The organism is Pseudomonas sp., assembly GCF_051660785.1.
Lineage (GTDB): Bacteria > Pseudomonadota > Gammaproteobacteria > Pseudomonadales > Pseudomonadaceae > Aquipseudomonas.
Window position 1 is genome coordinate 141,767 of sequence record NZ_JBOFQE010000075.1, and the last position, 24,227, is coordinate 165,993.

The 24,227-nt window shown below is 54.7% G+C and carries 17 protein-coding genes; 6 read left to right on the forward strand and 11 right to left on the reverse strand.

Going from position 1 to position 24,227, the window contains the following annotated elements:
* Positions 1 to 7 precede the first annotated feature (7 nt).
* Both ACRC4F_RS20270 and ACRC4F_RS20275 read right to left on the reverse strand, forming a co-directional pair.
* Positions 8 to 2,164: a 3-hydroxyacyl-CoA dehydrogenase NAD-binding domain-containing protein gene (locus tag ACRC4F_RS20270; protein WP_438660936.1), complete on the reverse strand. Its 2,157-nt coding sequence runs from the start codon at positions 2,162 to 2,164 to the stop codon at positions 8 to 10.
* Between the two features lie 17 nt (positions 2,165 to 2,181).
* Positions 2,182 to 3,390, reverse strand: a complete 1,209-nt coding sequence (locus ACRC4F_RS20275) for an acetyl-CoA C-acetyltransferase (RefSeq protein WP_438660937.1) — start codon at positions 3,388 to 3,390, stop codon at positions 2,182 to 2,184.
* Positions 3,391 to 3,559: 169 nt separating this feature from the next.
* Here ACRC4F_RS20275 and ACRC4F_RS20280 point away from each other — a divergent pair, with 169 nt between their 5' ends.
* From ACRC4F_RS20280 to ACRC4F_RS20290, 3 genes are read left to right on the forward strand one after another with little or no spacing between them, the layout of a single operon-like run.
* A complete protein-coding gene (locus ACRC4F_RS20280) occupies positions 3,560 to 4,642 on the forward strand; it encodes a phosphotransferase family protein (RefSeq protein ID WP_438660938.1) in 1,083 nt (360 codons plus the stop codon).
* A 23-nt stretch (positions 4,643 to 4,665) separates the two neighbouring features.
* Complete coding sequence (locus ACRC4F_RS20285; RefSeq protein WP_438660939.1) at positions 4,666 to 5,952, forward strand: acyl-CoA dehydrogenase family protein; 1,287 nt, start codon at positions 4,666 to 4,668, stop codon at positions 5,950 to 5,952.
* A 6-nt stretch (positions 5,953 to 5,958) separates the two neighbouring features.
* On the forward strand, positions 5,959 to 6,708 hold the full coding sequence (locus ACRC4F_RS20290) for an SDR family NAD(P)-dependent oxidoreductase (RefSeq protein WP_438660940.1): 750 nt from the start codon (positions 5,959 to 5,961) through the stop codon (positions 6,706 to 6,708).
* Between the two features lie 1,126 nt (positions 6,709 to 7,834).
* On the opposite strand, the gene ACRC4F_RS20295 is transcribed toward ACRC4F_RS20290, so the two are convergent.
* The 4 genes from ACRC4F_RS20295 to ACRC4F_RS20310 form a co-directional block, all read right to left on the reverse strand.
* Positions 7,835 to 9,121, reverse strand: coding sequence for a tyrosine-type recombinase/integrase (locus ACRC4F_RS20295; RefSeq protein WP_438660941.1), 1,287 nt, complete (start codon positions 9,119 to 9,121; stop codon positions 7,835 to 7,837).
* Between the two features lie 151 nt (positions 9,122 to 9,272).
* On the reverse strand, positions 9,273 to 9,887 hold the full coding sequence (locus ACRC4F_RS20300; protein ID WP_438660942.1) for a hypothetical protein: 615 nt from the start codon (positions 9,885 to 9,887) through the stop codon (positions 9,273 to 9,275).
* Positions 9,888 to 9,895: 8 nt separating this feature from the next.
* Positions 9,896 to 11,974, reverse strand: coding sequence for an integrase (locus ACRC4F_RS20305; RefSeq protein WP_438660943.1), 2,079 nt, complete (start codon positions 11,972 to 11,974; stop codon positions 9,896 to 9,898).
* Entirely contained in the window at positions 11,940 to 14,264 is a 2,325-nt protein-coding gene (locus ACRC4F_RS20310; RefSeq protein WP_438660944.1) for a hypothetical protein, read from the reverse strand. Before ACRC4F_RS20310 ends, ACRC4F_RS20305 begins: the two co-directional genes overlap by 35 nt.
* Positions 14,265 to 14,338: 74 nt before the next feature.
* Here ACRC4F_RS20310 and ACRC4F_RS20315 point away from each other — a divergent pair, with 74 nt between their 5' ends.
* A complete protein-coding gene (locus ACRC4F_RS20315) occupies positions 14,339 to 14,641 on the forward strand; it encodes a 50S ribosome-binding protein YggL (RefSeq protein WP_438660984.1) in 303 nt (100 codons plus the stop codon).
* Between the two features lie 111 nt (positions 14,642 to 14,752).
* Here ACRC4F_RS20315 and ACRC4F_RS20320 read toward each other — a convergent pair whose 3' ends face one another.
* Positions 14,753 to 15,943 carry a benzoate/H(+) symporter BenE family transporter gene (locus tag ACRC4F_RS20320; protein ID WP_438660945.1) on the reverse strand — a complete coding sequence of 397 codons (1,191 nt, stop codon included), beginning with the start codon at positions 15,941 to 15,943 and terminating at the stop codon, positions 14,753 to 14,755.
* Positions 15,944 to 16,232: 289 nt separating this feature from the next.
* On the opposite strand from ACRC4F_RS20320, the gene ACRC4F_RS20325 reads away from it, so the two are divergent.
* Positions 16,233 to 16,997, forward strand: coding sequence for a GntR family transcriptional regulator (locus tag ACRC4F_RS20325; protein WP_123403281.1), 765 nt, complete (start codon positions 16,233 to 16,235; stop codon positions 16,995 to 16,997).
* Between the two features lie 178 nt (positions 16,998 to 17,175).
* Here ACRC4F_RS20325 and guaD read toward each other — a convergent pair whose 3' ends face one another.
* The 4 genes from guaD to xdhA all read right to left on the reverse strand — a co-directional run bounded on the left by guaD (position 17,176) and on the right by xdhA (position 23,299).
* Positions 17,176 to 18,480 carry a guanine deaminase gene (gene guaD / locus ACRC4F_RS20330; RefSeq protein ID WP_438660946.1) on the reverse strand — a complete coding sequence of 435 codons (1,305 nt, stop codon included), beginning with the start codon at positions 18,478 to 18,480 and terminating at the stop codon, positions 17,176 to 17,178.
* A gap of 8 nt (positions 18,481 to 18,488) precedes the next feature.
* Entirely contained in the window at positions 18,489 to 19,334 is an 846-nt protein-coding gene (gene xdhC, locus ACRC4F_RS20335; RefSeq protein ID WP_438660947.1) for a xanthine dehydrogenase accessory protein XdhC, read from the reverse strand.
* A 118-nt stretch (positions 19,335 to 19,452) separates the two neighbouring features.
* The gene (xdhB, locus tag ACRC4F_RS20340) at positions 19,453 to 21,852 is read right to left on the reverse strand and encodes a xanthine dehydrogenase molybdopterin binding subunit (RefSeq protein WP_438660948.1); all 2,400 of its coding nucleotides are present in this window, start codon (positions 21,850 to 21,852) and stop codon (positions 19,453 to 19,455) included.
* On the reverse strand, positions 21,845 to 23,299 hold the full coding sequence (gene xdhA, locus ACRC4F_RS20345; RefSeq protein ID WP_438660949.1) for a xanthine dehydrogenase small subunit: 1,455 nt from the start codon (positions 23,297 to 23,299) through the stop codon (positions 21,845 to 21,847). The genes xdhB and xdhA overlap by 8 nt, the downstream gene beginning before the upstream one ends.
* A gap of 266 nt (positions 23,300 to 23,565) precedes the next feature.
* Here xdhA and ACRC4F_RS20350 point away from each other — a divergent pair, with 266 nt between their 5' ends.
* Positions 23,566 to 24,225 (forward strand): GntR family transcriptional regulator, encoded by a 660-nt coding sequence (locus ACRC4F_RS20350; RefSeq protein WP_438660950.1) that lies wholly within the window; start codon positions 23,566 to 23,568, stop codon positions 24,223 to 24,225.
* Positions 24,226 to 24,227 lie beyond the last annotated feature (2 nt).

Here is a 24,227-nt window from a genome sequence, read left to right on the forward strand (position 1 = left end):
TGTCCTCTCAGGCCGCGTCGTTACGTGGATGAAAGCGCTCACCCCGCTCGGCACGGGCACGCAGCCAGACCGAAGGGCGGAAACGCTCGCCGAACGCATCGGCCAGCTCATCGCAACGGGTGACGAAAGCTTGGGCACCCAAGGTATCGATCAGGGAGAGCGTGCCACCGGTCCAGGAGGGGAACCCCAGGCCGAGGATGCTGCCCAGATCGGCGTCGGCAGCGTCGTTGAGAACGCCTTCCTCGACACAGCGTGCGGTCTCCAGCGCCTGGATATAGAGCAGGCGGTCCTTGACGGTCTCGACATCCAGTTGTTGCGCGGCACGAGGGAAGTGCTCCGCAAGCCCCTGCCAAAGATGTTTCTTGCCACCCTGTGGAAACTCGTAAAAACCACCGCTACTCTTGCGGCCCAGGCGGCCCAAGAAATTCATTAATTCGACGACTGGCCTTGCATGTAGGCGCAGGAATTTCTCCTCCAGGCCATCTTTGTGAGCTTGATCGATGACGCTTTTCTGCAGATCCAGCGAAACTTCATCGGTCACAGCCAGCGGGCTGGTGGCTGCACTGGCCAGGCGTGCGGCGTTTTCGATCAGGGCCGGGTTGACGCCTTCGGCCAGCATCGCCATGCCTTCATCGGTGTAAGTACTGAAGATGCGGCTGGTGTAGAAGCCCGGACTGTCATTGACCAGGATCGGGGTTTTGCGCAGTTGACCGACGAAGTCCAGGGCGCGGGCAATGGTTTGCTCACTGGTCTTCTTGCCAACGATCACTTCCACCAGCGGCATGCGCTCGACCGGTGAAAAGAAGTGCAGGCCGATGAAATGGTCCGGGCGCTCGGAGCACTCGGCCAGGCCAGTGATTGGTAGGGTTGAGGTATTACTCGCAAATACCGCATCGGGTGCGAGCACTGCTTCGGTTTTGCCGATGACGGATGCTTTGACTTCACGGTTCTCGAAAACAGCTTCAATGACCAGATCACAGCCGTCGAAGGCAGCATAGTCAGAGCAAGGTTCGATCAGTGCGAGGATCGCATCGGCCTTGTCTCGGGTCTGGGTGCCGCGTTCGATGGCTTTGTCCAGGATCCGTCGCGAGTAGTCCTTGCCCCGCGCTGCAGCGTCGGCGTTGGTATCAAGGAGCATGACCTGGACCCCTGCAGCAGCGCTGACGTAAGCGATGCCAGCGCCCATCATTCCTGCACCCACTACACCCAGCTTGCGCACTGTGCTTTTTGCTGGCCCGACCGGACGCCGGACGAGTTTGTCGGCGGCGCCCTTGTTGATGAACATCGTACGCATCAGGTTGCGTGCCACTGGGTTGGTCAGCAACGTGCCGAAGTATTTGGCTTCGACTGCCAGTGCCTTGTCCATGGGCAGTTGAGTGCCTTCGAACACCGCCGAAAGAATGGCCAGCCGTGCCGGGTAGTTCTGTGCGCCGGCGGCTTTGGCCAGCGTGGTACCAAATTGGAAGGAGCGGGTTGCGTGCGCAGCCAGGCAACCGGCGTCACCTGGAATCCGATAGCCTTTCACGTCCCACGCTTGACTTGCCTGCGGGTTGTCCAGCACCCAGCGACGCGCTTGCTCCAGCAAGCCGGTAACGTCGACCAGTTCATCGACGATCCCCAACTGCAAGGCTTGCGCAGGCTTCAAGGTGTTGCCTTCAATCAACAGAGGCAAGGCCTTTTCTATACCGATCAAACGCGGCAGGCGTTGGGTGCCGCCTCCGGCAGGTAGCAAGCCGACAGTGACTTCGGGCAGACCGACAATGGCTTTTGGGTCATTGACCAACAGCCGTCGATGGCACGCCAACGCCAGCTCCAGACCACCGCCCAGCGCCAGACCATTGAGCGCGGCGACGAAGGGCTTGCCGCCGGTTTCGATGCGACGCATCACCGCGTTTTCTCGATCGAAGCGGTGCGAAGCTTGCACTGCATCGATACCTTGGTCGAAGGCGTCAACCAGATCCTTGAGATCGGCACCCGCGATAAAGCCGGATTTTCCTGAGGTCAAGACCGCACCGCGAATGGCAACGTTGGTCAGCACTTCTTCGACTGCTGCCTGCAGATCGTTGACGAATGCAGGCGTAAATACATTCACCGGGCGGTCAGGCAGGTTGATGGTAATGATGGCTACGCCGTCGGCGCCCAGGTCTAATTTCAAGGTATTCATAGCGTTCGATTCCATGCTCAGATCCGCTCGATCAAGGTGGCGGTGGCCATGCCCGCAGCGGCACACAAAGTGACGAGTGCAGTGTTCAGATCCCGGCGCTCCAGTTCATCGAGCACGATGCCAACGAGCATCGCGCCGGTGGCGCCCAGTGGGTGGCCCATGGCGATCGAGCCGCCATTGACGTTGACGCGTTCGGGATCGAGGTTGAAATGGCGCATGTATCGCATCACCACCGAAGCGAAGGCTTCGTTGACTTCGAACAAGTCGATATCGGCGATGGTCATCCCGGTTCGGGCCAGCAGTTTTTCGGTGCAGGCCGCAGGGCCCGTGAGCATGATGGCGGGCTCTGAACCGATTGAGGTGTAGCTGCGAATACGGGCACGAGGACGCAGCCCTGTCGTGCGACCGAACTCGGCATTGCCGAGCAAAATGGCCGCCGCACCGTCAACGATCGTGCTGGAGTTACCGGCAGTGTGGACGTGACGGATGGCTTCGATATCCGGATAGCGCTGCAGCATCACAGCGTCAAAGCCATTCTGGCTGCCAGTGGCCTCGAAAGCGGGTTTGAGTCGAGCCAGATCCTCCAGGCTCGCCCCATGGCGGATGGCTTCATCTCGCTTCAGCAGTGGCTGGCCGAGCAGATCCTTGACAACGAATTGCGATTGCTGGAATCGACCTTCGGCTTCTGCAACGGCCGCTCGTTGCTGGCTGCGCAGGGCAAAGGCATCGACGTCTGCTCGACTGTAGCCATCTTGCTCTGCAATCAGGTCAGCACCGATGCCCTGGGGGATGTACCAGGTTTTCCAGATCACTTGAGGGTCGGTGTAGACGGCACCGCCATCGGAACCGATAGGCACCCTCGACATGCTCTCCACACCACCGGCAACGATGGCCCGTGCTTCGCCCGCGCGCAGTGTCGAAGCCGCAAGGTTGACTGCTTCAAGGCCAGAGGCGCAGTAGCGATTGAGCTGCAGGCCCGGCACGCTCTGGTCGTAATCGGCAGCCAGGGCGGCGATCCGGGCAATGTTGCCGCCTTGTTCACCAGCGGCCATGACGCAACCCAGCAGTACATCATCGACCAGGCTGGTATCGAGCTGGTTGCGATCGCGCAGGGCGCTCAAGGTCTGGGCTGCCAGCGCGGTAGCACTCACTTCATGCAGTGCGCCATCCGGGCGGCCCTTGCCGCGTGGGCTGCGTACGTGGTCGTAGATAATGGCGTCATTCACGTCAAGGATCCCTCAATGTCTGCGCGGCGGCGAACTGCCGCATGAGGCTTAAAGATTATAATCATACATATAATAGAGCAAGAGGCAGGAGCATCGGATTCGTATGAAAACCGGTTGTTTGGAGAATCGCTCACGCAGATTGACAGCTGATTAAATCATATACATCATTATGACTAGTGATATTGTTTTGTCTGCTAAATCATTGCCGCAAATAAAGGAGTTCCGAATGACTCTCGAAACAACACCTTTGCCGGACCTGGCCCGTTTACGCGCATGGCTGGAAACTGAAGTGGGCACCGTGCAGTCCTTGAGCGTGAGCGCAGTTCAGGGCGGTGCGAGCAACCTGATCTATAAAGTCAATGCCAATGACCTTCAGTTCGCGCTGCGTCGACCGCCCCTGGTGGCTAACGACGCAAGCTCCAACAACATTCTGCGCGAGATGAAATTGCTGCGCGCCATAGCCGAGACGCAGATACCGCATACCCGGTTGGTCGCGGGTTGCGAAGATCCCGAGGTCATTGGAGCGCCGTTCGCTTTGCTCGAATGGCATGCTGGTTTTGCCGGTAAATCACCTTTGCCGCCGGGCATAGAGGGGAACCCCGAAGCCTCGCGACAAATGGCTTTCGAGCTGGTCGATGCCCTTGCCGAATTGGCCATTACAAATTGGCAAGCAATCGGTTTGGAGGGCTTCGGCAAGCCTGAGCAGTTTCTCGAACGCCAGGTATCGCGCTGGAGTGCGCAGCTCGAGCGATACAAGGTTCGCGATATCCCCGGACTTGATGAGCTGGGGCAGTGGCTTGTCGCGAACACCCCGGCAATGCAGCGATCGGCCCTGATCCATGGTGATTACCAGTTCATCAATGTCATGTATGACGCCTGTGAGCCGGTCAAGCTCAGTGCCATTGTCGACTGGGAGATGGCGACCATCGGTGATCCGCTTCTGGATCTTGGCTGGATGCTGGCCGGTTGGCAGGAGGTCGGTGAGGAAGCGACCTATGCGAATTACATCGACTGGCAGTGGATGCCTACCCGGCAGGAACTGGCCCGGCGTTACGCCGATAAAACCGGTCTGGATATTTCCCGGTTGAACTACTACATGGCGCTGTCGATGTTCAAACTGGCGATCATCATGGAGGGCGCGTATGCCCGCTATGTAGCCGGCAAGTCCACCCACGAGGTCCATGCCCGGATGGAACACGACGTCCCGGTCATGGTTCAGCGCGGCTTGCGTTTCACCACTCTTATTTCCTGATCATCCAGAAAAGGTCGAAAACCATGTGGGATTTCAGTACTGAACCGGCGTTTCAAGAAAAACTCGATTGGATGAGTCGCTTCGTTAAAGAAGAGATCGAGCCGCTGGATACGCTCTGGCCAGACATGAGTGCACCGTACGATACCAATAACCATGTCGCGCGTTCGATCATCAAGCCGCTGAGTGATGAGGTACGTAAACAAGAACTGTGGGCCTGTCACTTGGGTTCGGAGTTGGGCGGGCAGGGATATGGTCAGATCAAGCTCGCGCTGATGAATGAAATTCTTGGACGATCGAGTTGGGCCCCAACCGTGTTCGGGACGGCAGCGCCCGATACCGGCAATGCCGAGATTCTGGCCATGTTCGGTACTGCACAGCAGAAGGCTACGTATCTTCAGCCGCTGCTGGATGGAGACATCGTTTCTTGCTATTCGATGACCGAACCACAAGGTGGTGCTGACCCATCAGTGTTTACGACGACAGCCGTGCGTAATGGTGACGAATGGGTGATCAATGGGGAGAAATGGTTCTCCTCAAATGCTCGTTACGCAGCCTTTTTGATTGTGATGTGTGTCACCGACCCGGACGCACCTATTTATGCAGGTACCTCCATGCTGTTGGTACCAACAGACACCCCTGGGGTCAACATCCTGCGTAATCCAGGTGTCTATGGCGAAAACCCGGGGGAGGGAGCCCACGCTTATATCAGGTACGAAAACGTGCGGGTACCTGCCGATGCCTTGCTGGGTGAAGTCGGAAAAGGTTTTGCAGTTGCGCAGGCGCGCCTTGGTGGTGGTCGGGTGCACCATGCCATGCGCACGGTGGGTCAATGCCAGAAAGCTATCGACATGATGGCCGAGCGGGCACTTTCGCGTGTCACCAAAGGTGAGCCGCTGGCCAGCAAGCAGATGGTCCAGCAGTACTTGGCAGATTCATTTATCGAGCTTCAGCAATACCGCTTACTTGTTTTGGAAACGGCATGGCGGATCGATAACGGCCATGACTACAAAGCCAACCAGATGTTCATCGCCGCGATCAAAGCGGCCGCACCGAAGATTTATCACGACATCGTCCAGCGCACGATGCAAGTCCATGGGTCGCTCGGCGTATCGGACGAAATGGTGCTTGGCCAAATGTGGACCTATGCCGCTTGCATGGGATTGGTCGATGGTCCGACTGAAGTGCATAAAGTGACGGTCGCCAAGAACCTCCTCAAGCGCTACCAACCGGCACAGGGGCTATTTCCAACTGAGCATCTGGTATCGCGTCGCGCTGCGGCAATGGAGAAATTCAAGGACTACCTGGAGTAAGCGGCGATGGACACGATCGATTATTTCAACCTCACCGGAAAGGTCGCGCTCGTGACGGGTGGCAGCCGGGGCCTGGGGAGGGAGATTGCTCTGGCCTACGCCCGTCAGGGTGCGGACGTGATCATTGCCAGCCGCAAGCTTGAAGCCTGCCAGGAGGTCGTAGGCGAGATCACCGCAATGGGCCGGAGAGCATTGCCCTTTTCTTGTCACATGGGGAAGTGGGCCGAAATTGAAACGTTGGTCGAGACCGTATATGCCGAGTTCGGTCGTATCGATATCTTGGTGAACAATGCTGGAATGTCTCCCCTAGCGCCAGCCTCTCATGAAACAGGCGAGGCCTTGTTCGACAAGGTGCTGGAGGTCAATTTCAAGGGGCCATTCCGTTTGAGCTCACTGGTGGCGTCTCGTATGGCCAGGGGAGATGGCGGTGTCGTTATTAACGTCAGCAGCACTGGGGCACTGCGGCCGCTGCCGGCGGTAGTGCCTTATTGCGGAGCCAAGGCGGCGCTGAATGCAATGACTGAGTCTATGGCCAAAGAATATGGACCAAAGGTTAGGTTCAACACGTTGTCGGCAGGACCGTTCTTGACGGATGTGGCGAAGGCTTGGCCTGTCGAGGCACGTGAGAAATTCGACAATGCCTTGGGGAGACCCGGCCAACCTAATGAGGTTGTTACGGCTGCGCTTTATTTAGCGAGTCCGTTCAGTAGTTTTGTCACTGGCAGTCTTGTGAGGGTTGATGGTGGTATCAGCTGATTCAGAGCCCCTGCAGCTGTATGTCTAAGAGCGTGCGCGCAGTGCCAAGGCCGGCAGCTTCGCCGACGCCGTGCGTCGGTTGGTGACATTGGCTGCAGGGGCAAGAGCGTCTCCGAACTGGAAGTTTGCGCCTTGGTGTGCGTTCTAGCATCGGCTCGATATCACGGCATACAGAGTTTCACACACGTGCCCTAACTAAACTTGAGCGTTTCCATCGCGCGACTGGTTATGGCTGGCTGATTCCGTCCGTAATGAAAAGAATTCCAATCGAAGTGAAAAAAAATGGTCAGTTTGCGTTCCTGGCAGAGCACATGCCGACGCTTGCCAAGGGGCGCTGCGCAGTTTGATCAATAGTTTGTCAGTTTCGATTATGAATGCTACGGCACACCTTTTATCCATTTGGATGACTTTCGGGAAGATCTCCTTGGCTTATCTCTGATCGCTAGCTGTAGATCTACTCTGATCGTAGTCCTAATACTATGCAGTCCTTCATTGCCTTCATCCATTTATCTCTACCGGCTTGACCTAACCTAGGTTCGGTCAGTCAAGCCACCTCCTAATTCGTCAGTGCCAAGATAGTAAACTATTTCGACATAGGGGAGCGCAGCATTTCGCGTAACCACTCTGGGGCAGTTTCCATTTTAAGATCTATTGACTTCATTTTATTTTCTAATGACCACTGAAGGTATGTGGGCAGCAATTTCAATAGGCTGTGTAAACCCAAAGTTTCTAGTGACTATTATAGAAACCTTTAGGTGTATCGAATGCTTCGTGCGACGCGCCGCGGGTGGCAGTTTCGCCCAGGCCACTCGTTGCATAAGTGATACCAGATGTGGGGTTAAAAATGTTGCCAAGCAGGAGGTGTCGGTGTCGTACCGCGGAAATTTCTCTCACAATGGCACGGAACTTCATGCGAAGATTCGCAAACCGACCGCTTCTAAGCCGAGACTTGTCAAGAGACGCTGCGCGTCAATAATTTGTCAGTTTCGTTCATTCAATGCCAGCGCTACGTGTCTTAGCCACGCCGACGATATCAACCGGTTTTGAGCGGTAAAAATTGTTAGACCGACAACTGTGAAATGCACACCAGTTGACCACCCGTTTGCATTCGACCTGACCCCATATTTCACATTCCAGATTTTTTGCGATTTAAATGGTAGGATTGATCGGAGTTTTCTAATGCACGCTGCATTGCTTTGGACAGAAATTCCTCCCGTTCAATATATTTAGCCTTAGATATTCTATCTTTTTTCAGAGCTTCTAGTAGCCGTTTTCTGCGTTTCTCATAGCCTTCATACGTTCGAGCAAATTGAACATTATGAATGATCTGCTCGTATTTAGATTTGATCTTAAACGCGTTGTCAACATACTGCAAGAAACTCTCTAAAACGGCATGCCCACTCATGGATAAAGCACGTTCTGCCAGCATCTTGTTGGTTAATAGTGTTTGTCTGAAAGATTCGGGGTTTAGCGCTTGGGTTTCAGCAATGAGTTGTGCTGCTATATTGGTACAAAACGCATGCCTGAATAGGTGCGCGCAGGCCTGCTCTTCGATTCCAGCCGCACGTCGAATGATTGAAAACTCTGTCGTAATTGTGTCAATTCCCAAAGGGCGTCCCCCACGCTCAGTGACAAAGAGGAAGCCGTGATCTGGAATATCTTTGAAACGCTTCATCACCACGCGGCGTTCACCCCGAATGTAGTTTATAAGCTCGTCAACAAGCGCGGGGCTTAATTCAATAGCTCGTGTGACACCGGTCCTGCCTTGTTTTAGTGTGTTAACAGTGATCATGGGTTTTTCGACTTTGGCGGCGGAAATCACAGTGGCGATAGTGATAGCCTGAACTTCTGCTCTCCTGGCACCTAGTTCTTCAAAGAGTGAAATCATTATGTGTCGTCGAGTGCACAGAAATTCTGATGTGGAGATTTCATCGATAGCCCTGCGCAATTCTGCAATGGTCTTTTCTTGGATAGGTCTGCGTGTTCTAAGGGCGTTTGCTGTTCGAAAGGACCTGTGATGAACACTAGAGCATTTGAACGCCTTGCCATTTCGATATAGAACAGCATCTACCATCTCTATAGGGATGGTGCCGCCAATGCCAACAAAATTAGGAATGCCGCTTAGATTGCCGACAAATGCAAGAAAGCTTAAACACCGTCTGCCGATTCCTGTAATGGTTCGCTCGGTTCTTTTAAGCTGGTTAGGTTTGTCAGGTTTTTTTTCTTTTCTTAATCCATCTATAAAGCAACAAAAGTCATCGTCAGAAATTGACGTTAAACCTAAATTATTATAATAGCAAAACCTTATTAAGTGGCTGATTTGACTGGCATATTGTCCAAATGTCCCTCCTTTTGTGCCGCTTCTTGAGGGGCCATGACCACCTCGGCCGGACTGAGTCCGCAATTTGATCATATAGCTATTTGCAGGTAGACAAGGGGATCCATCGGGCCAAGTCATGAAAGGTATATTATTTCCATCGATCGTTTGTATCTTGCACTGCGATACATAATCGTAGAGTCGGAGCTTAAGGATGGGAGTGAATAGTTGAGACGTTCCCGGAAAATCAACGATTCGCTTCATAATCGGACGCCAACTTCAGTGGGCTTGTGGGGGAGACGGTTTTCAGTTTAGAAAAAGGTGGTGGATTCAGACCTAGAATACTTATCATCCGGCTGAGAGCATCATCAATGCGCTTTTGCCTCAAACTTGCATTAGCAGTACTGGAAATGGTGAGCAAGTCTCTTCGGTTAACTTCTAACACTTGAAGCAATACCATATTTACAGCCTGTAATGACGATATTGAAGATTTCAGGTTTGCAATTTGGTCAAGTAATGCGGCTAAAGACCTTTTTGGAGGTCTGGATTCTTCTTTCCCATATCTTGAAAGTGTGCTCTGTGCGTGGTTTCGTAACTGGTTAAGACATTCAAAATTATTAGGGGGCGCGCTTGCCGTAAGCCTCTTCTTCAGCGTATTTAAGCTAATGGGGTTGATCGTCAAGCGCTCATTATCTATTGTAAATTCGAGCGCCAAGGAGCAGAGGCGGCCCTGGCTCCTAAGCGCAATGATGACCTGTTGATCTTCAGCATACGAGCCAGGGTGATTTATAATATCAGTGAGTAACCTGAAAATATTACAGATGGATCTATCAATCAGCTCGCGCTTGGTTTCAGTTGTCATCATATTTCTCAGCTAATAATGAAAAGGACTTTTAGGGATTTTCCATTCTCGTCATTAAAGAAATGTGGTTCAATCCGGGCCTTGCCCTCCTCAACAAGAGCGGAGAGATAATCTTCGATTTGATGCTCATCAACCAGTTTGAATGTTGTAGTGCCGAATCTCTCAGCTAGCAGTTGCTGCAGATTTTTATAATTTTCAAGTCGATCTTTCTTTGCCAGTTCTGCAAAGTAACGGACACCCGCACCGCGGATTTCCTTTGCATCTAGAGATTCAGTCAAGTAGTGCCAGACATGTTCAACATCTCGATGGCCGAGCATCCAACGCAAGGTGTCCAATTCGCCGAAACTATTGGTGTAAAAAAACATGATTGCGAAGAAGCGTCGTAGCTGGTGCTGACGTACGTAATAGCGCTCGCCATGTTCGTTCAGATCGCTTTCGAAGTAGTCGCAGGCAAAGTCTAGGTGGCGATTATAGTTATAAAGTGAGCAGCCCTGGAAAAAAATGGTACCCAAGACTGACGGGCTGGAAAATAGATCAGATAGATCGTCAATGACTTTGAGTCTTTTTAGTAGTTTTTGAAAACGTTGAAGCTCAGTAATCATTTCAACTGCAATGGCATCAATTGGTCGCGACTCACGTTGTCGCATCCCGAAAGCCTTTCTTGTGGATTTGGCGAGACCGAAAATTAGCCATGATTTGCTGGCGTCTAAACAGGTTGATGCATTCAAACTGACTAATTCGTCGACACGACGCGCCATGATCATACCGATCACGAGTTGCGCGCTGCCAAAGTAAACACAGATTAGTTCTAACAAGCCATGATTAGCCCGAAGATTGTTGTAATAGTCTTTTCTACTTCCTTTTCGCGATTTTCCACTTTTGACTCGCCGATTGCTAGCTATGCCTAGCTTCTTAATTCCAAGGTTAGCCAGTTCAGGTCCGATGATCTCAATAAAGGCCGCACTTGATAATTGAGTCATAAGGATTCTTTGAGCCTTGCAGAATGAAGCTACCCCGATAAAGCCATTCAGTAGTTTTCTACCATGTTGTAGGTGAAATTCAATACTGCGGCGGAATAGTCTAAGCAGATTGGTAGATGGTACGCTTTTAAATCGCGATGGTGTTTTAAGTTCAGGTACATAATCGGCTATCGAGTCTAATTCGATAGGGGTTGGAAGGCCTAACGTGCTTAGCGCTGAAGTGCTGAGTAATGCATATCTGTAATAGAAAAATCGCGACTTTTGTAATGCTGTTAAATTGGTGGTTGTAACACTAACTGGATCGAATTCTTTTTTGTAAGTTGGTGCGTTAGGGTAAAAATTAAGGATCTGTAAAGGTGATTTTGATGATTGACCACCCCATAACGTGTCCGGATAGAGCATGTCCGAGAGCGCTCGAGTGTTGAGGAAGTAGCCTTGATGATTGCCACCGTAGTATAGTCCTGCTTTCATCAGTGCTGCCCGAGCTCTTGGGATGTCGGACGTGCCAAAGCTTAACGTAAACTTCTCAGGTGCATCATCACTAACCTCCAACATGCTAGGATATCTCGCGTGTATTTCTTGGACGTCTAGGTCGCTGATTCTATTCATTTCTTGAATGCAAAAAGTAGAAACGCGGGCGCGCCATGCGTAAACGGTTTCTTCTGCAAAAGGTGACGATGCCAGTTTGTTCAATATAGCTTTTAGATCATCGCCGTTTATTCCTGCAAGACCATATTGAATTAAGTCGTAACTATCAGCATTTATCAAAATATAATCTATTATTTTTTTTGAGTGCGCTAATCGCACTTGCATACTGCGGAGTCCTAGTGTTGTGAACTCTCCGTTAATGCCAGTTGTACTGATGATCAATAAATGCTTCAGGGAACGCAGCAATTGGCAGTGTTGCGTATCTGTTAATAAGCTTCCATCCGCTATCCGAACACTCCAATCGAGTGTATAAGGAGTTTGCTGTATCGTTTTAACCAACCATTGGTTTTCACAAAAATTATTTAACAGCCAAGGGGCGAGGGTATACGGTAATACTTCGGAAATGCCGAAGTCATCAAGGAATTCATACCCGGGCGTCAGACCAGTGAGCAGGGACATAGATTAGAGTCTCCATTTTTTTTGCGTCAACTAGCTTCAGTGCTGATTGTAAATGTCTTTTTAATGATCGGTTATACCCGCTAGAAATTTCTGATTTTATCTTCTCTGCCAGCGACGACCAATATTCGGCGATACCACAAACTCTAGTTCTATCCGTGGAGTTAATCACCGCGGCTTCGACTGAGAGGAGTGAAGCTAGAAACGGGACGCTAATTGAAAAAACGGCCTCCGATGTTTCGACTTCGTTTAGCTCCGCTTTGCGTTCGGGGTCTGATGCCTGCGAGGGAATTTCTTTAATTCGATGGTTTTCAAGGAAGCTGTGTAGCTCCGCGATACTATTAAATTGTGTAGCTCGAAAAAGATATGGGCTGTCTTTCATTGCTTCGCATACGAGCGCCTTTTGAAAAATTCGGATCCACCGTGCCTTGATGAATGCGAGCAGCGGATCCGGGAGGTAGTGGCTAAGTAAGTCTGGATAATAGTGCTCATGACCAAGAGCCTTTGACATGGCTTCCGTACTTCTGCTTTGAATGAATATTTCAATAGCTCTAGATGCCCTAATTTTAGTTAAGCGTACTCGCTTTATAAATTCCAAAAGCTCATCCTCAGGAAGATCACTATGAGGTTTGAACTCCTCAAGTAGCTCATCGCGCAAATTTTTATAAACACGAAATTTCCCACCGTTCCACGTGGTGGCAGTTGCCTTTTTAAAAGGCATAAGCGCTTTTCCTGAGGTGATAAATAGAAAGCGGTGGTCGTCGTTATTTGCAGCTTTAAGACTCCTTCGAGCTAAATCAGTAATCTCAATAATATCCTTTACTACGCTATATGATTTGTCGCTTAATTCTACAATCTGCTCCCGAACATTAGGCTGCTTACGATTTTTATAGCCAATGAGAAGGCGTTTTTCCTCATCGAAGCCGATAAGTTGCCCGTGGTGATCGTACAGCTCGAGACTAATCAGAAAATCCGTTGTAATTTCTGGGTGCTCTAGTACAAGTAGGCATTGGAGGGGGAAAAGGCTCCTTGCTACAGGGAACCCAAAAATATTTGCGAGGTGTAAGGCGTCACAAATTTCACCCGTGTTATGTTCGAAAACTTTACAAAGGAATGATGGAGGTACCCTATATGTGGCCTCCGTGTTCTCCAAGGTGGCGCAAATGTCGGCCAGGCTATACATTTTTGAACGACCCGAGCCGCCCTCATATTTGGGTATCGGAGTGCCTTGCTGAGCAAGTAGAACTCGATTCGAGTAGCGAGATTTTAAGTTTTCTAGTTGAGCTGTTGCCCAACCGCGAACAGTCGATATATCTTTTTTAATGTGGAAAAAAATAACATCGATTGCTTCAGAGTCTGTGCAATGGAGTGGGATGCTGGTTAGCGTTTTTTCTTGCACGAGAAGTCCATCGGCCCGCTGTTTCACCTGAGTCTCTGAACCATGTTTGGTTGACGGAGGGGGTCTTTTGAACGGTGATGAAATACTTGACCATATTTCTGGTTTACAAAGGCAATGTTGGATTGCATTAAGAAATTTATTCCAGCTTTTTATCCTTGCTTTCGCATCTCTGTTTTCTTCTTTTGCACTGGTGAAGTGTGCAATTGTGAAGTCGTTCATGAAACGCTTCAGACCTGCTTCATTTTTGAACTCTCGCAGAGGCCATAAGACATGGTTAGCACCAATGTAATCAAACATTAGATTGATTTCGGGTGGACAAGTGTTTGTGCGGTTACGGAAAAATTGCTCAAGAGAAGCGTGGATTAGCCCAACAAGCTTTTGTCCGTAAGGCTCCACTAGCTGGCTCAGCCGAAGGTAGATAGTAGGTTGGCGTGGCGAGCTCATGGGCCACCCTGCCCAATACCACCTCTTGAATTCGGTTGCAGATGACACCTTTTCGCACACGTTCTCGTCGGGCTTGAAAAAGATTGGCTGCCAATTGACGGCGTGGAGGGTCGGATCCAAAATTTTCGCAAAATTAAACGCCTTATAGATGTCTCGGCAGTATCGGCTCGCGATCGGCTTCGAAAGGTCTACTAGCTCCTTTCCTGCCATGGCGGCCGTAAAACCTTGAAGAATTTTTTCGATCGTCGGACGCCTGACTGTCGTCATCGAAATCCGATGGGCGGACACGTCGCAGTAAGCTTCCAAAAATTTAAAAGCCATCAGGATGTTGGATCTCGCACCTGACCCACCACGTGCAAATTCTGTTTGGGCTATCAGGTCACCTACGTCCTCATCGATTGCGGAGAACGCGTGGAAGCGGATGGCGAGCGAGTCTTTGACAATTGTCATTTTTTTTCTCCGCGGGTTAGCTTATCCTTCGTCAAGGTTTACTGCTTCTTAGGGTTATTTGACGATAGACGCTAATTAGTAAAACGAAAGAGCTGGGTTTCGAACTGAACCTGGATTTCAAAGAAGATTTGGCTGATGAAGCCATTGATGCTTTCCTCGACGCGTTCCTGAAAGAAGCCATGGAAGCCAACGGTCTGGGCTATGTTGGCGGCGACGACTTCGGTCTGGTTTGCCTGCAGAAGCGTGGCTCGGTATCCGAAGAGCAGCGTGCTGCTGTTGAAGCCTGGCTCAAAGGCCGCAGCGAACTGACCGAAGCAACCGTCAGCCCGCTGCTCGACGTCTGGTACCCGGAAAAGCCGATCAATCCGGTAGCTTGATGTTCTGAAAAAACGGCGACCTGAGGGTCGCCGTTTTTTTATGTCCGGAAAAGCAAACGCAGCCTCGTTTCACTCTGTAGCAGCTGTCGAGTGAAACGAGGCTGCGTTTTTTCAATCTTTACGCCAATTCAAAATCACCAGCGTCAACACCCCCGCCACAATCCCCCAGAATGCCGAACCGATGGAAAACAGCGTCAGCCCCGACGCCGTGACCATAAAGGTAATCAACGCCGCCTCCCGCTCCTTCACTTCGGTCATGGCAATGCTCAGGCCATTGATAATCGAGCCGAACAACGCCAGCGCCGCAATCGACAGCACCAGCTCTTTAGGCAGCGCCGCAAACAACGCCGCCAATGTTGCGCCGAACACCCCGGCAATCCCGTAGAAAATCCCGCACCAGACCGCCGCCGTGTAACGCTTGTTGCGATCTTCATGGGCATGCGGCCCGGTGCAGATCGCCGCGCTGATGGCCGCCAGGTTGATCCCGTGGGAGCCGAATGGCGCCAGCAACAGCGAGGCGATGCCGGTGGTGGTGATCAGCGGCGAGGCGGGCACGGTGTAGCCGTCAGCACGCAATACCGCGATGCCGGGCATGTTTTGCGAAGTCATCGCCACCACAAACAACGGAATGCCGATGCTGATGGTCGCGGCCAGGGAGAAGTGCGGCGTGGTCCAGACCGGTGTCGCCACTTCAAGATGGAAACCGCTGAAGTCCAGCAGCCCCATGAACCCCGACAGCGCCGTGCCGATCAACAGCGCCGCAAGCACCGCGTAGCGCGGCGACAGGCGCTTGACCAGCAGATAAGTGAAGAACATTCCCAATACGAGGCCGGTGCGATGCTGGGCGGCGACGAAGATTTCGCTGCCGATCTTGAACAGGATCCCCGCCAGCAACGCTGCGGCCAATGATGCCGGAATCTTTTTCACCAGCCGTTCGAAGCTGCCGGTCAGGCCACAAATCGTCACCAGCACCGCGCAGGTGATATAGGCGCCGATGGCCTCGCCGTAGGACACGTCGCCCAGGCTGGTGATCAGCAACGCTGCGCCGGGGGTCGACCAGGCGATGGTGATCGGCGTGCGATAACGCAGGGACAGGCCGATCGAGCACACCGCCATGCCAATCGAGATCGCCCAGATCCACGACGAAATCTGCCCGCTGGTCAGGCCCGCCGCTTGTCCGGCCTGAAACATCAGGACCAGGGAGCTGGTGTAGCCGGTCATCATCGCAATGAAACCGGCGACGATCGCCGACGGCGACGTATCGGCCAAGGGGCGGAGCTGCGTGTGCGTGGCGTCGTTCATGACAGCGGTGTTCCTTATGGCTAACGGTGACTTCAGCATGGCTTTTGTGGCGAGGGAGCAAGCTCCCTCGCCACAGAGTTTGTACGGACCTCAAATCCATGGATTCAAGCCTAAACTCAAAAGTAACCAACCGTTGCGATACAGCAGAAGCGACAAACAGCCGTACAGTCGTGTTGCCACCATCCATTGTGTACAATCGCGGTGTTTTTTACGCGATACTTGCCAGCGACCCACTGTGCCGTATTACAGTCACGGTCAATTCGCCGCAGTTCTCCCGACTCGAGTGCCCATGAACGAACAGTTGCAGCCCCTAAAGAAACAACCGCGAGCAGGCAAAGCCGGCCGTAGCGGTACCCAGGACGATATTGTCTACGCGCATATCTTCGAGGCCATCCTCGAACAGCGTCTGGCGCCCGGCACCAAGTTGAGCGAAGAAGCGCTGGGGGAAATTTTCGGGGTCAGCCGCACCATCATTCGCCGCGCACTGTCGCGCCTGGCCCATGAAGGCGTCGTGCTGCTGCGTCCGAATCGCGGCGCCGTCGTTGCCAGCCCGAGTGTCGAAGAAGCTCGTCAGGTGTTCCTGGCACGGCGTCTGGTTGAGCGCGCGATCACTGAACTGGCGGTTCAGCACGCCACTGCCGAGCAAATTGCCGAGTTGCGGCAGATGGTCAACGACGAACGCGACAGCTTCTCCCGTGGCGATCGCGGCGCCGGCATCCGTTTGTCGGGCGAATTCCATCTGAAACTGGCCGAGGCAGCGAAAAATGCGCCGCTGATCAGTTTCCAGCGCAGCCTGGTGTCCCAGACTTCGTTGATCATCGCCCAGTACGAAAGCGGCAACCGTTCGCACTGTTCGTACGATGAACACACCCAACTGATCGACGCCATCGAAGCGCGCAACGGTGAGTTGGCGGTGGACCTGATGATGCATCACATGGATCACATCGACAGCAAGCTCAACCTCGACGAAGAGAGTGCGTCGGATGATTTGCATGCGGTGTTTTCGCATTTGTTGCAGACCAAGAAGCCTGGGCGTTCGTCAGCGAAAATCTGATGGACCGAGGTGCCTCAATCGCTGGCAGGCCAGCTCCCACATTGATTTGTGGTGTCCACACTATCTGCTGTATTTCCCCCAAACTGTGGGAGCTGGCCTGCCAGCGATAGCGATCTGACCGGCAACAAAAATCCCCCGGGCTGCAAAGCAACGGGGGATTTTTTATGCCCGAAAAACCTTAGCGCTGATGCACCTGATTCCCCGCCGCATACGTCTGCAGAACAGTCCGGTCATCCCCCAGTGTCATCAACACAAACAACGTCTCGGCAATGTTATTCGCCTGCTTCAGGCGATAGCTCAGCAGCGGCGTGGCGTTGTAATCGAGCACCAGGAAGTCCGCGTCCGTGCCTGGCTGCAGGGTGCCGATCTTGTCTTCCAGACGCAACGCGCGCGCACCGCCGAGGGTCGCCAGGTACAGCGATTTGAACGGGCTCAGGCGCGCACCTTGCAATTGCATGACCTTGTAGGCTTCGTTCAACGTTTGCAGGAGCGAGAAACTGGTACCGCCGCCCACGTCGGTGCCCAGGCCGACATTGAGTTTGTGCTTCTCGGCCATCGGCAGGTTGAACAAGCCGCTGCCGAGGAAGAAGTTCGAGGTCGGGCAGAACGCAATCGCCGAGCCGGTTTCCGCCAGTCGCGCGCACTCGTCGTCACACAGGTGCACGCCGTGGGCGAACACCGAGCGCTCGCCCAGCAACTGGTAGTGATCGTAGACGTCGAGGTAGCCCTTGCGCTCCGGGAACAGCGCCTTGACCCACTCGACTTCCTTCAGGTTTTCGCTGATGTGGGTCTGCATGTACAGATCCGGATATTCACTGAGCAACTGGCCGGCGAGGGTCAGTTGTTCCGGGGTGCTGGTCGGGGCGAAGCGCGGGGTGACCGCGTAATGCAGGCGGCCTTTGCCGTGCCAGCGCTCGATCAGCGCCTTGCTTTCCACGTAGCTGGATTCGGCGGTGTCGGTCAGGTAGTCCGGCGCGTTGCGGTCCATCATCACCTTGCCGGCGATCATCCGCAGGTCCAGCTGCTCGGCGGCTTCGAAGAAGGAATTCACCGATTGCGGGTGCACGCTGCCGAATACCAGCGCGGTGGTGGTGCCGTTGCGCAACAGTTCCTTGATGAAAATGTCCGCGACTTCATCGGCGTGAGCCTTGTCGGCGAACTGGCTTTCGCAAGGGAAGGTGTAGGTGTTGAGCCAGTCCAGCAACTGCTCGCCGTAGGCACCGACCATGCCGGTTTGCGGCAAGTGAATGTGGGTGTCGATGAAACCGGGGGTGATCAGCGCATCCTGATAATGAGTGATCTCGATGTCGGCCGGCAGGCTCGGCAGCAATTCGCTGGCGTGGCCGAGGGCGCTGATCTGGCCGTTATCGACCACCAGCAGGCCGTCTTCGAAATACTCGTACGAGGCTTCGATACCTACTTCGGCAGGGTCGGCGATGCTGTGCAGGATGGCGGCGCGGTAGGCTTTGCGAGTCAAAGGCATGGGGTTTCTCAACTGGTGGCTTGGCTGCGGCGTGAAGCAGGCAGCAGTTTGGCGATCGATGATCCGGCGCTGGCAGTTTGCTGGCCGAAACTGGCGTTATAAGTGGCGATGATTTCGCCGGCGATGGAGATGGCGATTTCCACAGGCAACTTGCCTTTGACTTCGCCGATGCCCATCGGGCAGCGCATGCGTTGCAGCACGGCGCTGTCGAAACCACGGTCACGCAAGCGGTGTTCGAACTTCACCCGTTTGGTCTTCGAACCGATCAGGCCGAAGTAGGCGAAGTCGTTGCGCTTGAGGATCGCGGCGGTGAGTTCGAGGTCGAGCTGGTGGTTGTGGGTCATGACGATGCAGTAGCTGCCGGCGGGCAGGTTGTCGATTTCATCCACCGGTTCTTCGGCGACGATTTTGCGCACGCCGTGGGGGATCTGTTCGGGGAATTCGGCTTCCCGCGAGTCGATCCAGCGCACCCGGCAGGGCAGGCTGGCGAGCAGCGGCACCAGCGCCCGGCCGACATGGCCGGCACCGAACACGGCAATCTGCGCCTGGACCTGGCCCATCGGTTCGAACAGCAACACCGTCACGCCGCCGCAGCACTGACCGAGACTGGCGCCGAGGCTGAAGCGCTCAAGGTGCGTGTCCTGCTTACCGCTGGCCAGCATCTCGCGGCCGATCTGCATGGCCTTGTATTCAAGGTGCCCGCCACCGATGGTATCGAAGGTCTGGTTGGCGCTGATGACCATTTTCGAACCGGCGTTGCGCGGCGTAGAGCCGAGCTCTTCGATGATGGTCACCAACACGCAGGGTTCACCCCGGGATTGCAGGTCGGCGAGGGCGTCGATCCAGTTGTACATGTTTCACCTCAACATCTCTGTTGTCTGTTCGGGCCTCATCGCTAGCAGGCTAGCTCCCACAATTGGAATGCATTCCCCTGTGGGAGCTAGCCTGCTAGCGATTGGCCGCGCCTCGGTATCAGAGCGAAGCCAACTCCGGCTCAGCCTCAACGGCCTTCGCCGCCTTCAACTGCCGCATCTGCTCACACCCCCACAACACCCGCTCCGGGGTCGCCGGTGCGTCGATCTTCGGTTGATGCTTGTAGTCACCGAGGCTCGCCACGGCATCCTTGATCGCACACCACGACGCGATGCCCAGCATGAACGGCGGTTCACCCACGGCCTTGGAATGGAACACCGTGTCTTCCGGGTTCTTGCGGTTTTCCACCAGCTTCACCCGCAGGTCCAGCGGCATGTCGGCCACGGCCGGGATCTTGTAGCTGGCCGGGCCGTTGGTCATCAGTTTGCCCTTGTTGTTCCACACCAGTTCTTCCATGGTCAACCAGCCCATGCCCTGGATGAAACCGCCCTCGACCTGGCCGATGTCGATGGCCGGGTTCAGCGAGTCACCGACATCGTGGAGGATGTCAGTGCGCAGCATTTTGTACTCGCCGGTCAGGGTGTCGATGATCACCTCGCAACAGGCGGCACCGAAGGCGTAGTAATAGAACGGCCGACCACGGGCCTGACTGCGGTCGTAAAAGATTTTCGGGGTCTTGTAGAAACCGGTGCTCGACAGCGACACCTGGGCGAAATACGCCTGCTGGATCAGCGCTTCGAACGTCAGGATGTGATCGCGAACCCGTACGTGGCCGTTGTGGAACTCCACGTCTTCTTCGCTGACCTTGTACTGGCGGGCGGCGAATTCGACGAGACGTTTCTTGATGATTTCCGCTGCGTTCTGCGCTGCTTTACCGTTCAGGTCGGCGCCGCTGGAGGCAGCAGTCGGCGAGGTGTTCGGCACCTTGTCGGTGTTGGTCGCGGTGATCTGCACGCGGTCCATTTCAACCTGGAACACTTCGGCCACCACCTGCGCAACCTTGGTGTTCAAACCCTGGCCCATTTCGGTGCCGCCATGGTTCAGGTGGATGCTGCCGTCGGTGTAGACGTGGACCAGCGCACCGGCCTGGTTGAGGAAGCTGGCGGTGAAGGAAATACCGAATTTCACCGGAGTCAGCGCCAGGCCTTTTTTCAGGATCGGGCTGTTGGCGTTGTAGCGACGGATCGCTTCGCGGCGCTCGGCGTACTGGCTGCTTTCTTCCAGTTCGGCGGTCATTTCCTCGAGCATATTGTGCTCGACGGTCTGGTAGTAATGGGTGACGTTGCGCTCGGTCTTGCCGTAGTAGTTGGCCTTGCGCACTGCCAGCGGATCGAGGCCCAGATGGCGGGCAATCGCGTCCATCACTTCTTCAATGGCGACCATGCCTTGCGGGCCACCGAAACCACGGTAAGCGGTGTTCGATGCGGTGTTGGTCTTGCATCTATGACCGTTGATGGTCGCATCGCCCAGGTAGTACGAGTTGTCGGCGTGGAACATTGCACGGTCGACAATCGAGTTCGACAGGTCCGGCGAGCAGCCGCAGTTACCCGCCAGTTCCAACTGAATGCCGTGCAGGCGCCCGCTGTCGTCGAAGCCCACGTCGTACTCGACGTAGAACGGGTGACGCTTGCCGGTCATTAGCATGTCTTCAACACGCGGAAGGCGCATTTTGGTCGGCTGGCCGGTCAGGCGCGCAATCACCGCGCACAGGCAGGCCGGGCTGGCCGCCTGGGTTTCCTTGCCACCAAAACCACCGCCCATGCGGCGCATGTCGACGACGATTTTGTTCATCGACACGTCCAGCACTTCGGCCACCAGTTTCTGTACTTCTGTGGGGTTCTGCGTGGAGCAGTAGACGATCATCCCGCCATCTTCAGTCGGCATCACCGAAGAGATCTGGGTTTCGAGGTAGAAGTGCTCCTGGCCGCCGATGTGCAGCGTGCCCTGGATACGATTTTTTGCTGTCGTCAACGCGCCCGCCGAATCACCGCGCTCATGGGTGTGGCTGTCCAGCACGAAATGCTTTTTGCGAAAGGCCTCGACTACGTCCAGCACCGGTTCCAGGTCTTCGTATTCGATCACCGCGGCCATGGCGGCTTTGCGTGCGGTCTCCAGGTCTCGGGCGGCGACGGCCATTACCACCTGACCGACGAACTGCACGGTGTCGATGGCCAACAACGGGTCACCGGGCATCAGCGGGCCGATGTCTTTCAGGCCCGGCACATCTTCGTGAGTGATAGCGATGCGCACACCGTCGAAGGCGTAGCACGGCTTGGTGTCGATGCTGATGATTTTTGCGTGGGCACGGTCCGAGAGCCGTGCGTAAACGTGCAGCTGATTGGGGAACTCCAGCCGGTCGTCGATGTACTGCGCTTCGCCGGACACATGCTTGGCGGCGCTGTCGTGCTTGACGCTGCGGCCGACACCGGTGGTCAGGTCCTTGGCGAACAGTTCAGCCAGTTCGGCCTGGGTCTTCTCTACGGCGTGATGGTTAGACATAAGCGGTCACCCGAGTCTCGATGTGCGGCGTTTGCAGTTCGATGAAGTATTTGCGCAGCAGGTTCTGCGCGCTGAGCAGGCGATATTCCTTGCTGGCGCGGAAGTCCGAGAGCGGCGTGAAATCTTCGGCCAGTGCGGCGCAGGCGCGTTCGACGGTGGCGTGGTTGAACGGCGCGCCGAGCAACACGGTTTCGCAGTTATTGGCGCGTTTCGGAATCGCGGCCATGCCGCCGAACGCCACGCGGGCATCCGCGATGACACCGTTGTCGATGCGCAGGTTGAACGCCGCGCAGACAGCGGAAATGTCATCGTCCAGACGCTTGGAAACCTTATAGGCACGGAACAGTTGTTCGGCGCTGGCTCGCGGCACGATGATCTTCTCGATGAACTCGCTTTCCTGGCGCGCGGTGACGCGGTAATCGATGAAGTAATCTTCCAGCGCCATTGTGCGGCGGGTTTCGCCTTTGCACAAAACGATCTGCGCGCCCAAGGCGATCAGCAGCGGTGGCGAGTCACCGATCGGCGAGGCATTGCCGATGTTGCCGCCGAGGGTGCCCTGGTTGCGGATTTGCAATGAAGCGAAGCGTTGCAGCAATTCGCCGAAGTCCGGGTACTCGGCTTTCAACGCTTCGTAGCAGTCGGAGAGGGCGGTCGCGGCGCCGATTTCCAGGCGATCGTCGAAGCGTTCGATGCGCTTCATCTCGGCGACGTTGCCGACGTAAATCATCACCGGCAGCGTGCGATGAAACTGGGTGACCTCCAGCGCCAGATCCGTACCGCCGGCCAGCAAGCGGGCCTGTGGATAAGCATCGTAGAGGTCGGCCAGATCGGCCACGGTCAGCGGCACCAGGCAGCGCTTGTCGCCACTGTTGAGTTCGCCGATATCGGTAGGCGCGATGGCTTTCAGGCGAGCGATGGTGTCGGCTTCGCGAGCATCGAACTGATCCGTTTGCTTGCCGCAGCAGGTCTGTTCGGCGGCGGCCAGGATCGGCCGATAGCCGGTGCAGCGGCAGAGGTTGCCGGCCAGCGCTTCGTGCGCTTTATGCGAGTCCGGTTGATCGCTGTTCTTTTGCAGCGCGAACAGCGACATGACGAAGCCTGGGGTGCAAAAACCGCATTGCGAGCCGTGGCACTCGACCATGGCTTTCTGCACGCTGTGCAGTTCGCCTTGATGCTTGAGGTCTTCGACACTGATCAGTTGTTTGCCGTGCAATGACGAAACGAATGTCAGGCACGAGTTGAGGCTGCGATAGCGAATGTGTTCGCGGCCATCGTCATCCGTTTGCAGCTCGCCGACCACCACGGTGCAGGCGCCACAGTCACCGCTGGCGCAGCCTTCTTTGGTGCCGGGTTTGCCCACATGGTCGCGCAGATAATTGAGCACGGTCAGGTTTGGGTCCAGGGCGTGCTCACTACGGAGTTCCTGGTTAAGTAAAAACTGGATCACGGAAGGCCTCGCAGACTCATTATTGTTGTTAACCGACTTGGACCGAATTTATCAGGTCTGACTTTGCGGTCAATGATTTTCTGACTTAAAGGTCAGGAAACAGCATTTTGTCGATCAACGACTCGTTCCTTCATTATTGACCCTCGCGGGTTAGCCTGCTTTTTGCTTGATTCGTGCCAAAAACCGCTGAGTGGGCACTCCGCCATGACCCTTCATGTGCGCTACACTGCGCCGCTTGTGCAGATCGAAGAGTTTGAAGGACAACCATGACGTTCAAGGCGCCGGACAGCCTCGCCGAGCAAATCGCTCACCACCTCGCCGAACGCATCATTCGTGGCGAAATGAAGCCCGGGGAGCGCATCCAGGAACAGAAGGTCACGCTGGCCCTCAATGTCAGCCGCGGTTCGGTCCGTGAAGCCTTGCTGATCCTCGAGCGCCGCCACCTGATCGCGATCCTGCCTCGACGCGGTGCCCACGTCACCGAGCTCACCGCCCACAAGGTGCAGAGCCTGTGCACGCTGATGGGCGAGATGTACATCCTGCTCGCCAATGCCGTGGCTAAAGGCTGGCAGGTCCAGGCCGACATGGCGCCGTTCGTGCAGATCCAGCAACGCCTGGCCGCCAGCTACGAGCGCCAGGACATCCGCACCTTCGTCGATGACAGCTTCAACGTGATGCGCGCTGCGTATCCGTTCGCCAACAATCCGTACTTGCAGGAAACCGTCGAGAACCTGCAGCCGGCCATGAGTCGTGCGTATTTCCTCGCCCTGGACCAGCGCAAGGCGTCGATGAGCGAGTTCCTCGAACTGTTCGAACGCTTGCTCGCCGCCGTACTGGCCCGTGACTTTCCGCAGATCCGCGAAGTGCTGACGGCCTATGCCCAGCGCAGTTGCGATCTGGTGGTTTCTGCCCTGACGGACGCTTAAGC